Source organism: Micromonospora sp. NPDC049201, from assembly GCF_055586805.1.
In genome coordinates this window covers 197,048-211,581 of the sequence record NZ_JBVJHM010000002.1, presented here as the reverse complement: position 1 = coordinate 211,581, position 14,534 = coordinate 197,048, and the positions used below count along the sequence as shown (strand labels likewise).

Annotated in this window: 13 protein-coding genes and 3 tRNA genes; all 16 read left to right on the top strand. The window is 70.3% G+C overall.

Annotated features, from left to right (window positions below):
• The first annotated feature begins 371 nt into the window (after positions 1–371).
• The 16 genes from ACZ6O5_RS04710 (at position 372) to rpoB (ending at position 14,513) form a co-directional block, all read left to right on the top strand.
• Positions 372–2,900 (top strand): putative bifunctional diguanylate cyclase/phosphodiesterase, encoded by a 2,529-nt coding sequence (locus ACZ6O5_RS04710; RefSeq protein WP_465974451.1) that lies wholly within the window; start codon positions 372–374, stop codon positions 2,898–2,900.
• Positions 2,901–2,995: 95 nt separating this feature from the next.
• Positions 2,996–3,068 (top strand) — tRNA-Thr (locus ACZ6O5_RS04705).
• 25 nt (positions 3,069–3,093) lie between these two features.
• A tRNA-Met gene (locus ACZ6O5_RS04700) sits at positions 3,094–3,166 on the top strand.
• Between the two features lie 131 nt (positions 3,167–3,297).
• Positions 3,298–3,465 carry a 50S ribosomal protein L33 gene (rpmG, locus tag ACZ6O5_RS04695; protein ID WP_013288652.1) on the top strand — a complete coding sequence of 56 codons (168 nt, stop codon included), beginning with the start codon at positions 3,298–3,300 and terminating at the stop codon, positions 3,463–3,465.
• A gap of 122 nt (positions 3,466–3,587) precedes the next feature.
• Positions 3,588–4,037: an FAS1-like dehydratase domain-containing protein gene (locus ACZ6O5_RS04690; protein WP_465974450.1), complete on the top strand. Its 450-nt coding sequence runs from the start codon at positions 3,588–3,590 to the stop codon at positions 4,035–4,037.
• Between the two features lie 2 nt (positions 4,038–4,039).
• Complete coding sequence (locus ACZ6O5_RS04685) at positions 4,040–4,432, top strand: MaoC/PaaZ C-terminal domain-containing protein (protein ID WP_465974449.1); 393 nt, start codon at positions 4,040–4,042, stop codon at positions 4,430–4,432.
• Between the two features lie 127 nt (positions 4,433–4,559).
• A tRNA-Trp gene (locus ACZ6O5_RS04680) sits at positions 4,560–4,632 on the top strand.
• 215 nt (positions 4,633–4,847) lie between these two features.
• The gene (gene secE / locus ACZ6O5_RS04675) at positions 4,848–5,252 is read left to right on the top strand and encodes a preprotein translocase subunit SecE (RefSeq protein WP_107157494.1); all 405 of its coding nucleotides are present in this window, start codon (positions 4,848–4,850) and stop codon (positions 5,250–5,252) included.
• Between the two features lie 35 nt (positions 5,253–5,287).
• On the top strand, positions 5,288–6,010 hold the full coding sequence (gene nusG / locus ACZ6O5_RS04670) for a transcription termination/antitermination protein NusG (RefSeq protein WP_281938128.1): 723 nt from the start codon (positions 5,288–5,290) through the stop codon (positions 6,008–6,010).
• 186 nt (positions 6,011–6,196) lie between these two features.
• On the top strand, positions 6,197–6,628 hold the full coding sequence (gene rplK / locus ACZ6O5_RS04665; protein ID WP_465974448.1) for a 50S ribosomal protein L11: 432 nt from the start codon (positions 6,197–6,199) through the stop codon (positions 6,626–6,628).
• 85 nt (positions 6,629–6,713) lie between these two features.
• A complete protein-coding gene (rplA, locus tag ACZ6O5_RS04660) occupies positions 6,714–7,430 on the top strand; it encodes a 50S ribosomal protein L1 (RefSeq protein WP_107157430.1) in 717 nt (238 codons plus the stop codon).
• An 80-nt stretch (positions 7,431–7,510) separates the two neighbouring features.
• Positions 7,511–8,512 (top strand): ABC transporter ATP-binding protein, encoded by a 1,002-nt coding sequence (locus ACZ6O5_RS04655; RefSeq protein ID WP_465974447.1) that lies wholly within the window; start codon positions 7,511–7,513, stop codon positions 8,510–8,512.
• Positions 8,509–9,201 (top strand): hypothetical protein, encoded by a 693-nt coding sequence (locus ACZ6O5_RS04650; RefSeq protein ID WP_465974446.1) that lies wholly within the window; start codon positions 8,509–8,511, stop codon positions 9,199–9,201. The genes ACZ6O5_RS04655 and ACZ6O5_RS04650 overlap by 4 nt, the downstream gene beginning before the upstream one ends.
• 314 nt (positions 9,202–9,515) lie before the next feature.
• Complete coding sequence (gene rplJ, locus ACZ6O5_RS04645; RefSeq protein ID WP_281938123.1) at positions 9,516–10,064, top strand: 50S ribosomal protein L10; 549 nt, start codon at positions 9,516–9,518, stop codon at positions 10,062–10,064.
• Between the two features lie 53 nt (positions 10,065–10,117).
• Positions 10,118–10,507, top strand: a complete 390-nt coding sequence (gene rplL, locus ACZ6O5_RS04640; protein WP_089155263.1) for a 50S ribosomal protein L7/L12 — start codon at positions 10,118–10,120, stop codon at positions 10,505–10,507.
• A gap of 574 nt (positions 10,508–11,081) precedes the next feature.
• Positions 11,082–14,513, top strand: a complete 3,432-nt coding sequence (gene rpoB, locus ACZ6O5_RS04635) for a DNA-directed RNA polymerase subunit beta (protein ID WP_465974445.1) — start codon at positions 11,082–11,084, stop codon at positions 14,511–14,513.
• Positions 14,514–14,534: the final 21 nt, after the last annotated feature.

Below are 14,534 nucleotides of genomic sequence, written 5' to 3'. Positions count from 1 at the left end.
GGGCCCCTGAGCCCGCTGATCTGGCTTCGCGTCCCTCTGGCACCGGGCCGATCGGCGAAACCTTTTCGACGGTCGGATCGGGCCTGTTCCCACCGCTTTCCTGCGTGCGGGCCCTGTGGCACGATCGTGGAACCTCCACCATCCCCGGTGTCCCATCCCCGACAGGAGAGCGAACATGTCTGGTCGAAGACTGGGCCGGCTGCTTGGCTCAATGCTGGTTTTTGCCGCTGTCATGAGCGGCGTCCTGGTCGGCGCAGGGCCGGAGCTCGGCGACATGCAGACCGCGGACGTCATCTGGAACATGCCTGCGACTCGCTGACGTTCACCGTCCCCTCCGAGCCAGGCGAACGTCGATCGACGGAAGGGGCGGCATGTCCGCACAGCCCGTCAAGGGCTCGCGGTCCAATGATCACGCTTGGCTGATCACCGGGCCGCTCGTCCTTTTCGCTGTCGTCTGTGCGACGGTGACCGGTCTGATCAGCGACCATCCGTTCGGCGGCTGGCCGCTGGCGGTGGTGCTGCTGGTGGCGATGGTCGCCGCCGGGCTTCCGGTGCTCAACTTCACCGTACGACGCCAGTCGCTCGGTGTGACGATCACCGAGATCCCGTTGGTGCTCGCGTTCTATCTGACCCGTCCGCTGACGGTGGTCGCGATCTGCACCGGGGCCGCGATCCTCACCCATCTCTGGCACCGGATGGGCGCGACGAAGCTCTGGTTCAACGTCGCCCGTGCGGCGGCCGGCTCCTCGCTCGCCGTGCTGGTGTTGCAGGCGCTGCCCCCGGTCGAGGGCGTGGGCCCGCGCACCTGGCTGACGCTGTTCACCGCCGCCATCATGGTCAACCTGGTCAGCATCACGTCGGTGGCCGGCGTCTACACGTTGGTCCAGGGCTGGCAGACCGGCCGCGACGCGTTCCGCAAGTCGCCCTCCGCGCTGTTCTCCGCCGGCATCAACATCGTCGCCGGTCTGATCGTCCTGATCCTGATCACCTCCAACTGGTGGTCGTTGATCCTGCTGTCCGCGCTGATCTCCGCGCTGGCGCTCGTCTACCGCGCGTACGCGCAGTTCTTCCGGCAGCACCGGACGCTCTCCGACATGTACGAGCTGAGCCGCGCGGTCAGCGGCAGCGGGCAGGACGGCACGCTCGCCGACGCCCTGCTGGGTCGCGTCCGGGCGATGCTCCAGGCGGAGTACGCGACGCTCTGGCTGCCCGCGCAGCGCCGCCACCCGGAGGTGCTGCTGACCTCCCGGATCGCCGACCCGGGGCTGCTGGACGTGGCGCCCACGCCCGCCGCCCTGCGCGAGCAGGTCCGCCGGGACGGGCAGACGCTGGTGCTCACCCGCGGCGCGGGCGCCGACGGGAAACTGCGGACCGCGCTCACCGAGCAGCGGGTCAAGGACGTCATCGTGGTGCCGCTGCGCTCCGGGCAGGCGGTCGTCGGCACCCTTGAGGTGGCCAACCGGCTGGGCGCCAGCAACTCGTTCAGCCGCACCGACGTGCCGCTGCTGGAGACCGTCGCCGCGCACGCCGCGGTCGCGTTGGAGAACTCCCGCCTGGTCGACCGGCTGCGGCACGACGCCGAGCACGACACGTTGACCAAGCTGCCGAACCGACGGCGACTCATCGCGGCGGTGGGGGAGGCGGTCAAGATCCGCGCCCCCGGCGAGGTGGTGGCGCTGCTGCTCTTCGACGTGGACCGGCTGCGCCAGGTCAACGAGTCGTTGGGCCACGCGGCCGGCGACAAGGTGCTGGTCGAGGTGGCCGAGCGGCTGCGGGCCTGCGCGCCCTCCTCGGCGCTGGTGGGTCGCGCCGGCGGGGACGAGTTCCTGGTGACGCTCCGGCTGGAGGGGGTCGAGGCCGCGCTGGACCTGGCGGCCCAGCTCCGGGAGCAGATCCGGGACGAGATGGTCTTCGACGCGCTCACCCTGGACGTGGACACCGCCGTCGGCGTGGCCGTCCACCCCGACCACGGTGGGGACGCGGTGGCGTTGCTCCAGCGCGTCGACCTGGCGGCCAACGCGGCGAAGTCGGTGCCGGGCAGCGTGCAGCTCTACAGCCCGGCGCTGGAGTCGCGGTCGCTGCGCCGGCTCGGTCTCGCCGGCGACCTGAAGCGGGCGCTGGAGGACGGCGCCCTGGAGGTCTACTTCCAGCCCAAGGTCACGCTGCGGGACCGCCGCCTGGTAGGCGTGGAGTGCCTGGCGCGTTGGGAGCACCCGGCGCACGGCACGGTCTCGCCGGACGACTTCGTGGCGGTGGCCGAGCACACCGGCCAGCTCGGCCGGCTCACCGAGTTCGTGCTGCGGGAGAGCCTGCGGCGCAGCCGCGACTGGAGCCACGGCGAGCAGCCGCTCTGCGTCTCGGTCAACCTGGCCGCCCGGACGGTGAACGACCCGCGCTTCCCGGGGCTGGTGCGGGAACTGCTGACGGAGTACGGCGTGCCGCCGCAGCGGCTCACGCTGGAGATCACCGAGGCGGGCGTGCTGGACGGCACCGAACGGCCGGTGCCGATCCTGCGCTGTCTGCGCGACATCGGGGTCCGGCTCTCGGTGGACGACTTCGGCACCGGCAACTCGTCGCTGGCCCAACTACGCCGGCTGCCGGTGCACGAGGTGAAGGTGGACCGGTCGTTCGTGCAGGGCATGGCGACCGATCCAGGTGATCTGGCCATCGTCAACGCGGTGGTGACGCTCTCCCAGCAGTTCGGCCTGACGGTGGTGGCCGAGGGGGTGGAGAGCGAGCTGACCCTGGAACTGCTCCAGGACATCGGCTGCGAGATCGGCCAGGGCTTCCTGTTCAGCCGGCCGCTGCCGTACGAGCGACTGGAGGCGTGGTTCGGCGCCCAGGTCGACCCCGAGACGGTCGTCGCGGGGGAGCTGCCGCGGCTGCGTGTGGTGCCCTGAGCAGGGGTGGCACCTGTCGGGGGGATCCGATTTCACCTCCGCGACGCGGTCGTGTACTGTTTCCTCTGCGCGACACCCGAAGGGTGATCGAGCAGGCCCCCTTAGCTCAGTCGGCAGAGCGTCTCCATGGTAAGGAGAAGGTCTACGGTTCGATTCCGTAAGGGGGCTCAAAGGGTCCGGCTGGACCCGCCACGGCGGTGTAGCTCAGATGGTAGAGCAAGCGGCTCATAATCGCTGTGTCGCCGGTTCAAGTCCGGCCACCGCTACTCTCGTCCCCCGGGTCCGCCCGGTGGTCGGTGGGATGGGCGCCACAGGGCGCCCACTTTGCATGTCCGCGTGGTCAGCGCGTAGGCTGACACGCCGTAGTTGATGTCCTGAGCGAGGAAGGCACTCCGCCGTGGCGAAGGCGACCGATGTCCGGCCGAAGATCACTTTGGCGTGTGTGGAGTGCAAGGAGCGCAACTACATCACGCGCAAGAACCGCCGTAACGACCCGGACCGCATCGAGCTGAAGAAGTTCTGCCCCCGGGACGGCAAGCACACCGTCCACCGCGAGACCCGCTGACGCCCGGCCGGCACCGCCGGCCCGCAGCAGCATCCCGTACGCCGATTCGCACCGGTCGACGGCCTGAGAAGGTCGCTCGACCGCGCGGATCGGCGTTCGTGTGTTCCGTGTAGGTTCGCGGCATGTCCCTGGACCCGTCCTTCGTCGGCCGGACCTATCCGCCGACCGCCCCCTACCTGGTGGGCCGAGAAAAGATCCGCGAGTTCGCCACCGCCATCGGCGCGACCGACCCGGCGCACCACGACCCGGAGGCGGCCCGGACGCTCGGCCACCCCGACGTGGTCGCGCCGCCGACCTTCCCGGTGATCATCACCATGGCGGCCAACCAGCAGATCGTCGATGACCCGGCGCTGGGCGTCGACTACAGCCGGGTGGTCCACGGCGACCAGCGCTTCGCGTACACCCGGCCGGTGGTGGCCGGTGACGAGCTGGTGTGCGTCAGCGTCATCGAGGACGTCAGCAGCCGGGGCGGGCACGGTTTCCTGACCACCCGCACCGACGTGGGCACCGTGGCCGGTGAGTCGGTGGTCGCGGTCTGGTCCAAGATCGTCGTACGTCGGGAGGAGGCGTGAGCATGGAACTGCCCGTCCAGACGTTCCGGGTGACCCGGGCGGACCTGGTCCGCTACGCCGGCGCCTCGGGGGACTTCAACCCGATCCACTGGAGCGACCGGACCGCCACCGGGGTGGGCCTGCCCGGGGTCATCGCCCACGGCATGTTCACCATGGCCCTGGTCGGTCGCGCGGTCGCCCGCTGGGCCGGCGCGCCGGACGCGGTGGTCGATTTCGGCGTCCGCTTCACCCGGCCGGTGGTCGTGCCGGACACCGACGAGGGCACCGAGATCGAGGTCGCCGCCGTGGTCAAGGAAGTCACCGAGGCGGGCCTGACCAGGCTCGACGTCACCGCCACCTGCCGGGGCGAGAAGGTGCTGTCGCAGGCCCGGGCACTGATCCGTACTCCTCGCTGAGGGGCCACCCGACGCGCGAGGGGCGGACCGGTTGGGAAAGTCGCACGACTACCCGTACACTGGTCCGCCGTGGGGCAAGTGACCCCCGCTCGGCACAACATGTCCGGGTGGAGGTGAGTTGCCGCACAGGGGTGTAGCTCAATTGGCAGAGCAGCGGTCTCCAAAACCGCAGGCTGCAGGTTCAAGTCCTGTCACCCCTGCGCCTCAGGCCTGACCGTTCCCGTGGGTCGTGCCGCCGTTCGCGGCGGCGTCCGGCCCGTGGTGGTGGCACCGGTGGGGTGGTCCCGAGGCGTTCGGGGCCCTCCCGTCCGGTCCGCCGGCCGCGGCCCGTCGCGGGACGGTTGGTCCGGCCGGCGTGACCAACACGCCGCGCACGCCGCCCGGCGTGCGACCCCATACCCGCACGGAGGGCGAAGTGGCCGAGAAGAAGCGGCGCGGCGAGGACGACGGCGACGAGCGTCTGAACGACGACGCGACTGTCGACGGCGTGGCCGACGACGACGTGGCCGACGACGCCGCCGACGCGGACGAGCCGGTCTCCCGGGGCGGCACTGCCACCCGCAAACGCGCCCAGGCCGAGCCGGCCGAGGGCCGGAAGACCCGCAAGGACACCGAGCGGATCGGGCTGTTCGCCCGCATCGCGCGGTTCTTCCGCGAGGTCGTGGCCGAGCTGCGTAAGGTCATCTGGCCGACCCGCAAGGAGCTGCTGACCTACACGGCCGTGGTGGTCACCTTCGTGGCGGTGATGCTGGCGATCGTGGCCGGTCTGGACTACGGCTTCGCCAAGGCGGTGCTGTGGGTCTTCGGCAACCCCAGCTGACCTGCGCACAGTAATACTGACGGAAGTGAGCGAGCGTGCCTGAGTACGACGAGACCGCCGAGACCCCGGACGAGCAGTCCGCGGTGGCGACGGCGGCCAACAACGAGTCGGTCGAGGCCGCCAGCGAGCCGGAGTTCCCGACCACCGAGCCGGCCCCGGACGAGGACTTCGACCCGGTCGCCGAGCTGCGCCAGAAGCTGCGCTACGCGCCCGGTGACTGGTACGTGGTGCACTCGTACGCCGGCTACGAGAACAAGGTCAAGACCAACCTCGAGACCCGGATCACGTCCCTCGACATGGAGGACTACATCTACCAGGTCGAGGTGCCGACCCGGGAAGAGGTCGAGGTCAAGAACGGCAAGCGGTCTCAGGTCCAAGCGAAGGTCTTCCCGGGCTACATCCTGGTCCGGATGGAGCTGACCGCGGAGTCCTACTCCTGCGTCCGGAACACCCCGGGGGTCACCGGCTTCGTCGGCGCCACCGACCGGGCCGACCGGCCGGCGCCGCTGAGCCTCGACGAGGTGCTCAAGTGGCTCGCCCCGGCGGTCGAGACCGAGCAGAAGAAGGCCAAGCCCGAGATCAAGGTCCTCGACTTCGAGGTCGGCGACTCGGTCACCGTCACCGACGGCGCGTTCGCGTCGCTGCCGGCGACGATCAGCGAGATCAACGCCGACCAGCAGAAGCTCAAGGTGCTGGTGTCGATCTTCGGCCGGGAGACGCCGGTCGAGCTGAACTTCAACCAGGTCGCCAAGATCTGACGGATGTCCGCACCGGCGGTCGGCCTTCCCGGGCCGGCCGCCGGTGTGCCGTTCCACCGGTCGCCGACCTCGGCGGCAAAGCCGGTAGCGGGTTGCGCTACCCTTGAACGTCGGCCGTCCGCACCGCGCTGACCGTGCGCGCCCGCGGGCGGTGGAGAATCCCAGTTTCAAGCCCCAGGAAGAGACATGCCTCCGAAGAAGAAGCTCGTCAAGACGTTCACGCTTCAGCTGCCGGCGGGCCAGGCCACCCCGGCGCCGCCGGTCGGCCCCGCGCTCGGCCAGCACGGCGTGAACATCATGGAGTTCTGCAAGTCCTACAACGCGCAGACCGAGTCCCAGCGTGGCGACGTCGTCCCCGCCGAGATCAGCGTCTACGAGGACCGCACCTTCACCTTCGTGCTGAAGACCCCGCCCGCCGCCCGGCTGCTGATCAAGGCTGCCGGCGTGCAGAAGGGCTCGGGCGTCCCGCACAAGGAGAAGGTCGGCTCGGTCACCCGCGCCCAGCTGCGCGAGATCGCCGAGAAGAAGATGGCGGACCTCAACGCCAACGACATCGAGCAGGCCGAGAAGATCATCGCCGGCACCGCCCGGTCGATGGGCCTGACCGTCGGCGACTGACCTCGTCGTACCCGCTCCACCCGATCCGTTCGTGGGAGGGCCGCGAGTCCCGCGCGCCCGCCAGAGACCACAGGAGTCACCAGAAATGCAGCGCAGCAAGAGCTACCGCAAGGCCGCCGAGGTCATCGACCGGTCGAAGCTGTACGCCCCCGCCGAGGCCGTGAAGCTGGCCAAGGAGAACACCAACGTCAAGTTCGACGCCACGGTCGAGGTCGCGATGCGCCTCGGCGTCGACCCCCGCAAGGCGGACCAGATGGTCCGCGGCACGGTCAACCTGCCGCACGGCACCGGTAAGACCGCCCGCGTGATCGTCTTCGCCGCCGGCGCGAAGGCCGAGGAGGCCGCCGCCGCGGGTGCTGACGAGGTGGGCACCGACGAGCTGGTCGCCCGCATCCAGGGCGGTTGGCTGGACTTCGACGCGGCGATCGCCACGCCGGACCAGATGGCCAAGATCGGCCGGATCGCGCGGATCCTGGGCCCGCGCGGTCTCATGCCGAACCCGAAGACCGGCACCGTGACCATGGACGTCACCAAGGCGGTCGCGGACATCAAGGGCGGCAAGATCACCTTCCGGGTGGACAAGCACTCGAACCTGCACCTGATCATCGGCAAGGCCTCCTTCTCGGAGAACCAGCTGATCGACAACTACGCCGCGGTGCTGGACGAGGTTCTCCGGGCCAAGCCGTCCGCGGCCAAGGGCACGTACCTCAAGAAGGTCACGCTGACCACCACCATGGGCCCGGGCGTCCCGGTCGACCCGAAGCTGATCAAGAACCTTCAGGAGGGCTCGGCCGAGGCCTGAGCACGCAGCTCCCGGACGGGGCCCCGCCACCACCACGTGGCGGGGCCCCGTCCGTCTGTCCGTTGTGGCAGGCTCGGCGCATGCGGCTCGACGGCGTCTGGCTCCGGTACCACCGGCACGGCCCCTGGGTGCTGCGACAGGTCGACGCGACGATCGGTCCGGGCGAGGTCGCGGTCGTGCTCGGCCGCAACGGCGCGGGCAAGTCCACGCTGCTCCAGCTCGCCGCCGGGGTGCTGCGACCGAGCCGGGGTCGGGTCGTCGACCGGCCGGCGACCGTCGGCTGGGTGCCGGAGCGCTTCCCCGCCGACCAGCCGTTCACCGTCGGGGACTACCTGGCCGCCATGGGCCGCGTCGCCGGCCTGCCCGGTCCCGCCGCCGACCGGGCGGTGCGCCACTGGGTGGAGCGGCTGGGTCTGACCCGCTTCTCCGACGTGCGCCTGCCGCAGCTCTCCAAGGGCACCGCGCAGAAGGTCGGCCTGGCCCAGGCGCTGCTGCGCCCGCCCGGCCTGCTGGTGCTCGACGAACCGTGGGAGGGGCTCGACGCCGCCGCCCGCGAGCTGGTCCCCGAGATGATCGGCGAGGTGCTGGCCGGCGGCGGTGCGGTCCTGGTCAGCGACCACCGGGGCGAGACGGTCCGGCTGCCCGGCTCCCGCCGCTGGTCGGTCACCGACGGCACGCTGGCCGAGGAGGCGTCGTCCGAGGGCTCGGCCGTCGCGGTGGTCGAGCTGGCGGTGCCGGCCGCGGGGCTCGCCGCCGCCGTCGCCCGCCTGCGCGCCGACGGCCACCAGATCCTTCGGGTACGCGAACCCGCCGTCCCGCCCGCCGCCGGGTCACCGGCACCGGCTCCCGCCGGCGCGCCGGGCGTCGAGGCTCCCGGCGAGTCGCCGGCACCGGGCCGGTCCGACGCGTCGGTGGCCGAGATCGATGGCGGGTCACCGGCCCTTCCCGGCGCGTCGGTGGCCGAGGTGGATGGCGGGTCGCCAGAGGTCCCCGGCCCGCCGGGCGTCGAGCCCGGGGCCAGGTCCGGGACGCCGGAGGCCGGTGCCGGCCGCGCCGGCGTGGCGTCGGAGGTGGGCCGGTGATCGCGCTGGTCCGGCTGCGGCTGGCCGGCTTCGTGCGTACCGGACGGGCGCTCGCGCCGGTGCTGGCCGGCCTGCTCGCCCTGGGCATCCTCTACGGCGGCGGTGGCGCGGGCCGACCGGCGGAGGTCTACGGCGTCTCCGCGGTGGTGATCTTCCCGGTGCTGGCCTGGCAGACCAAGATCCTGCTGGACGTCGAACCCGACGTGCAGCGCCGGTTGGCCCGGGTCGTGGTCGGGCCGGCCCGGGAACGGGCGGCCGGGCTGCTCGCGGCGCTCGTGGCCGGGCTCGCCGTGGTGCTTGTCGCGCTGGCGATGCCGTGGCCGCTCGGCGCGGTGTCGCTGGCCGGCGGGCCGGCGGGCCGGCCGGCGCTCGTCGGGGTGGCACTCGGCGTCTGGGCGCACCTGCTCGCGCTGCCGGCGGCGGTGGCGCTCGGCGCGCTGGCCAGCCGGCCGATCACCCGCACCGCCGGCTACGGTGCGGCGGTGCTGGCGGTCGGCGTGGTCGGGGTGGTGGTGTGCGGGTTGTCCGACTCGGTGGTGCCGTGGCTGGTCCCGCCGGTGATGGCGACCGCGCGGGCGGTCGCCGCGCCGGTGACGCCCGGCGCGGGGCTGCTGCTCACCGGCTGGGCGGCGCTGTGGGTGGCGCTGACGCTGGCCGGCTACGCCTGGGGGCGGCGCACCCGGGCCTGACCGCCGGGTGACCCGGAGCACTCCGGGGCGATTTGGCGCTCTGCCGCACGTCGCGTAACCTGAACCGGTAGTTCCACCCAAAGACCGCTGGTCACCGTGCCCCGGCACGGTCGAAGGTCCCGCGACGACGGGCGACCCGCGCAGGGCGGCAAGCGAAACTCGGTGTCAGGCACGGTCCGCCGACTGTGTTCCATGATCCCGGCCCTCGCCCCGTGCGCCCCGCGCCGGGGCTTTTTCGTTGTCGTGGTGCCTCCGCCGCCGTCGCGACGTCCCGTCGCCGGCGTGCCAGCTCCGAGTAACGAGAGAGGAGGGACATGGCGGACAAGCCGATCCGGGCCGACAAGGCCACGGCCGTCGCCGAGCTGACCGAGAACTTCCGCACCTCGGGAGCCACCGTGCTCACCGAGTACCGCGGGCTCACGGTCTCGCAGCTCACCCAGCTGCGGCGCGCGCTCGGCAAGGAGACCAGCTACACGGTCGCGAAGAACACGCTGGCCAAGCGTGCCGCGACCGATGCGGGCATCTCCGGCCTCGACGAGCTGTTCACCGGTCCTACCGCGCTGACTTTCGTTTCGGGCGACGTCGTCGAGGCGGCGAAGGGGCTTCGCGACTTCGCGAAGGCCAACCCGAAGCTCGTCATCAAGGGCGGTGTCTTCGAGGGCAGGGCCATTTCCGCGGCCGAGGTCACGAAGCTCGCCGACCTGGAGTCCCGCGAGGTGCTGCTGGCCAAGCTGGCCGGTGCCATGAAGGGCAACCTGAGCAAGGCCGCGGCCCTGTTCCAGGCGCCGCTCTCCAAGGCCGCCCGCGCGGCGGCCGCCCTGGCGGACAAGAAGCGCGAGCAGGAGGGCGCCGAGGCGGCCTGAGGCCGCACGGCGCACCACATTCTTAGTTTCCACTTTCAGAAAGGACGCCAGATATGGCGAAGCTCAGCACCGACGAGCTGCTCGACGCGTTCAAGGAGATGACGCTGATCGAGCTCTCCGAGTTCGTGAAGCAGTTCGAGGAGACCTTCGAGGTCACCGCCGCCGCTCCGGTCGCGGTTGCCGCTGCCGGCGGTGCCGGTGGCGCTGCCGCCGCCCCGGCCGAGGAGGAGAAGGACGAGTTCGACGTCATCCTCGACGCCGACGGTGGCAAGAAGATCCAGGTCATCAAGGTCGTGCGTGAGCTGACCGGCCTGGGCCTCAAGGAGGCCAAGGACCTGGTCGAGGCCGCTCCGAAGGCCGTCCTGGAGAAGGCCAACAAGGAGACCGCCGAGAAGGCCAAGGCCAAGCTCGAGGGCGAGGGCGCCAAGGTCACCCTCAAGTGACCTTGTTCTGACCTGACGCGCGTCCGGCTCACGTGAGCCGGGGCACACCGTGTCGCAGCGGGCGGTGATCCGGGAGACCGGGTCACCGCCCGCTGTCGTGATGTCACCCGCTGGAAGCGCCGTGAGCAGGGCGTACAGGTTCCTCGTACCGGCCTCTCAGCGATGTGGAGCCGGTAGCCCGTCGGTGGGAAAGACACTCTGAGCGGTAACCGGCCCTTGACGCGGCACCGGCCGGCAGGCACGCTGGCATCAGCAAGACCTTCCGCGCTTGCAACGGCCGCCACTCGGGTAAGGGCAACGGCAGCACCAACGCCGCGGCTCCCGAGCGGACCGGCAGGAGCGTCGCGTTCCGAGCGGCCCGGTGGACCCGATTCTTCGAGGTCCCAGGGCTTGTTCCGCGACGACCTGCGGGGTGGGCTGGACAGCGGTTAGCCTCTCGGCTACACTGCTAGTTTGCGCTGCCTTCCGACTTGACCCCTGCTCGGAAATGTCCGATTGTGGATATTTCTGGTGGGGTCATTGGAGTGCACGCGTACCAGCCGTTCTGCAGCACCGGTCCTCGGAAGGACGCATCTTGGCAGCTTCCCGCCCTGCGAAGACCAGTCGTACGTCGAGCGCTTTCGCACCCCGCCGAGTTTCATTCGGCCGGATCACCGAACACCTCGAGGTCCCCAACCTCCTTGCCATTCAGAACGAGTCCTTCGACTGGCTCGTCGGCAACGAGGCTTGGCAGGGCCGGTCGGCGGACGACCCGCACGCACGCTCGGGTCTCGCGGAGATCCTCGACGAGATCAGTCCCATTGAGGACTTCTCCGGCACCATGTCGCTCTCCTTCTCCGCTCCGCGCTTCGACGAGGTCAAGGCCTCGATCGAGGAGTGCAAGGAGAAGGATCTGACCTACTGCGCGCCACTGTTCGTGACCGCGGAGTTCACCAACAACACCACCGGCGAGATCAAGAGCCAGACGGTGTTCATGGGTGACTTCCCGATGATGACGCCGAAGGGCACCTTCATCATCAACGGCACCGAGCGCGTCGTGGTCAGCCAGCTCGTCCGCTCGCCGGGCGTCTACTTCGACAAGCAGCCGGACAAGACCTCCGACCGCGACCTCTCCAGCGTCAAGGTCATCCCGAGCCGGGGTGCCTGGCTGGAGTTCGACATCGACAAGCGCGACACGGTCGGCGTCCGCATCGACCGCAAGCGTCGGCAGGCCGTCACCGTCCTGCTCAAGGCCATCGGGTGGTCCGCGGAGCGCATCCGCGAGAAGTTCGGCTGGTCCGAGCTGATGATGACCACGCTCGAGAAGGACCACATCGCCGGCCAGGACGAGGCGCTGCTCGACATCTACCGGAAGCTCCGCCCTGGCGAGCCGCCGACCCGTGAGAACGCCCAGACCCTGCTCGACAACCTCTTCTTCAACCCGAAGCGGTACGACGTCGCCAAGGTCGGGCGCTACAAGTTCAACAAGAAGCTCGAAGTCGACGTGCCGATGAACACCGGCACGCTGACCGAGGACGACATCGTCGCCACCGTGGAGTACCTCTGCCGGCTGCACGCCGGTGAGGACGGCTACGAGGCCGACGACATCGACCACTTCGGCAACCGTCGCCTGCGTACCGTGGGCGAGCTGATCCAGAACCAGGTCCGGGTGGGTCTCTCCCGGATGGAGCGGGTCGTCCGCGAGCGGATGACCACCCAGGACGTCGAGGCGATCACGCCGCAGACCCTGATCAACATCCGCCCGGTGGTGGCGGCGATCAAGGAGTTCTTCGGCACGTCGCAGCTGTCCCAGTTCATGGACCAGACCAACCCGCTGGCGGGTCTGACCCACCGGCGCCGGCTGAGCGCGCTCGGCCCGGGTGGTCTGTCCCGGGAGCGGGCCGGCTTCGAGGTCCGGGACGTGCACCCGTCCCACTACGGCCGGATGTGCCCGATCGAGACGCCGGAAGGCCCGAACATCGGCCTGATCGGCGCGCTCTCCACGTTCGCCCGGGTCAACCCGTTCGGCTTCATCGAGACGCCGTACCGGAAGGTCATCGACGGTCGGGTCACCGACCAGATCGACTACCTGACCGCGGACGAGGAGGACCGGTTCGTCAAGGCGCAGGCCAACGCCCCGCTGAAGTCGGACGGCACGTTCGCCGAGGACCGGGTGCTGTGCCGCCGTAAGGGCGGCGAGACCGAGGACGTGGTCCCCAGCGCCGTCGACTACATGGACGTCTCGCCGCGGCAGATGACCTCGGTCGCCACCGCGATGATCCCGTTCCTGGAGCACGACGACGCCAACCGCGCGCTCATGGGCGCGAACATGCAGCGTCAGGCGGTGCCGCTGGTCAAGGCCGAGGCCCCGCTGGTCGGCACCGGCATGGAGTACCGCGCGGCCGTGGACGCCGGCGACGTGGTCGTCGCCGAGGTCGGCGGTGTGGTCGAGGACCTGTGCGCGGACTACATCACCGTGCACCAGGACGACGGCCACCGCCGGACGTACCTGCTGCACAAGTTCCGCCGCTCCAACGCCGGCTCCTGCGTCAACCAGAAGCCGGTCGTCTTCGAGGGCGACCGCGTCGAGGCCGGTCAGGTCGTCGCCGACGGTCCGTGCACCGACGAGGGCGAGATGGCGCTCGGGCGCAACCTGCTCGTGGCGTTCATGTGCTGGGAGGGCCACAACTACGAGGACGCGATCATCCTGTCGCAGCGCCTCGTGCAGCAGGACGTGCTCACCTCGATCCACATCGAGGAGCACGAGGTCGACGCCCGGGACACCAAGCTCGGCCCGGAGGAGATCACCCGCGACATCCCGAATGTCAGCGAGGAGATGCTCGCCGACCTCGACGAGCGCGGCATCATCCGGATCGGCGCCGAGGTCGTCCCCGGCGACATCCTGGTCGGCAAGGTCACGCCGAAGGGCGAGACCGAGCTGACCCCGGAGGAGCGGCTGCTCCGCGCGATCTTCGGTGAGAAGGCGCGCGAGGTCCGGGACACCTCGCTGAAGGTGCCGCACGGCGAGACCGGCACGGTCATCGGTGTGCGTACCTTCTCCCGCGAGGACGGCGACGAGCTGCCCCCGGGCGTGAACGAGCTGGTGCGGGTCTACGTGGCCCAGAAGCGCAAGATCCAGGACGGTGACAAGCTCGCGGGCCGCCACGGCAACAAGGGCGTCATCTCCAAGATCCTGCCGGTCGAGGACATGCCGTTCCTGGAGGACGGCACCCCGGTCGACATCGTGCTGAACCCGCTCGGTGTGCCGTCCCGGATGAACATCGGCCAGGTCCTGGAGACCCACCTCGGGTGGGTGGCCAAGACCGGCTGGAGCGTGGACGGCGACGACGCGGAGTGGAAGCGCCAGCTCAAGTCGATCAACGCGCACGAGTCCGAGCCGGACACCAACGTGGCCACCCCGGTCTTCGACGGTGCCCGCGAGGAGGAGATCTCCGGCCTGCTGTCGTCGACCCTGCCCAACCGGGACGGCAAGCAGCTCATCGGGCGCACCGGCAAGGCGCAGCTGTTCGACGGTCGTTCCGGCGAGCCGCTGCCCGACCCGATCGCGGTCGGTTACGTCTACATCCTGAAGCTCAACCACCTGGTCGACGACAAGATCCACGCCCGGTCGACCGGCCCGTACTCGATGATCACGCAGCAGCCGCTGGGTGGTAAGGCGCAGTTCGGTGGCCAGCGCTTCGGTGAGATGGAGTGCTGGGCCATGCAGGCGTACGGCGCCGCCTACGCCCTGCAGGAGCTGCTGACCATCAAGTCCGACGACGTCCTCGGCCGGGTCAAGGTCTACGAGGCGATCGTCAAGGGCGAGAACATTCCCGAGCCGGGCATCCCGGAGTCGTTCAAGGTGCTGCTCAAGGAGCTGCAGTCGCTGTGCCTCAACGTCGAGGTGCTCTCCAGCGACGGCGTGGCCCTGGAGATGCGCGAGACCGACGACGAGGTGTTCCGGGCCGCGGAGGAGCTGGGCATCGACCTGTCCCGGCGCGAGCCGAGCTCGGTCGAAGAGGTCTGAGGCGGTGATTCGGGGGCCGGC